Source organism: Paenibacillus sp. 01T422 (genome assembly GCF_056398785.1).
In genome coordinates this window covers 1-960 of sequence record NZ_JBFTQB010001403.1, presented here as the reverse complement: position 1 = coordinate 960, position 960 = coordinate 1, and the positions used below count along the sequence as shown (strand labels likewise).

Genomic DNA, 960 nt, shown 5'->3' with positions numbered 1-960 from the left:
CTTCTTGGTCTTCAATGAAATCTCCCAAATGCGAGTCATCTTCTTCACCAATTGGTGTTTCCAATGATACAGGCTCTTGTGCGATCTTCATGATTTCACGTACTTTATCCGTACTCAGGTCCATCTCTTTTGCAATTTCTTCAGGAGTAGGTTCGCGCCCAAGCTCTTGCAGCAATTGACGGGAAACACGAATCAATTTGTTGATGGTTTCGACCATATGTACAGGAATACGAATCGTTCTCGCTTGGTCTGCAATTGCGCGTGTAATGGCTTGACGAATCCACCAAGTTGCATACGTAGAGAACTTGTAACCTTTCGTGTGGTCAAACTTCTCAACTGCTTTAATAAGTCCCATATTCCCTTCTTGGATCAAGTCCAAGAACAACATGCCACGGCCTACATATCTTTTGGCGATACTTACAACGAGTCTTAGGTTCGCTTCAGCCAGGCGCCGCTTCGCCTCTTCGTCCCCGTTCTCAATCCGCTTGGCTAAACCCACTTCATCTTCCGCAGAAAGAAGAGGCACACGACCAATTTCTTTCAAATACATCCGAACTGGATCATTAATCTTAATCCCTGGCGGCAATGCCAGATCATCATCGAAGTTAAATTCATCGCGATCATTCTCTTCAGGATTCATGGAATCGTCATCCGATTCATTCCCTACATCGATCCCTTGCTCCGATAGCTGCTCAAAAAACTCATCGATTTGCTCAGGATCCTGATCGAAGGGAGCTAATTTTTCCATAATATCCTTGTAAGTTAGTGAGGACCGCTTTTTCCCTTGCTCGATAAGCTGGTCTTTCACCTGGTCCAAGGTCAACTCTGTCTCTAGTTCTGTACGCTGATCATTCGCCATAGTACGGACTCCCTCCTCCCTAGTCAATTCAGTAGCTCTACGTTGACTTCAATCGTTTTTCTAGGGCGATAATTTCAATTGCAATTTGTGCTGCTCGAAGA

The 960-nt window shown here is 44.9% G+C and carries 1 protein-coding gene; it reads right to left on the bottom strand.

Annotation, left to right across the window (positions count from 1 at the left end; translation table 11 throughout):
• A partial coding sequence (locus AC1DUA_RS39090; protein ID WP_477504798.1) for a sigma-70 family RNA polymerase sigma factor occupies positions 1–859 on the bottom strand: 859 nt, incomplete at its 3' end.
• Positions 860–960 lie beyond the last annotated feature (101 nt).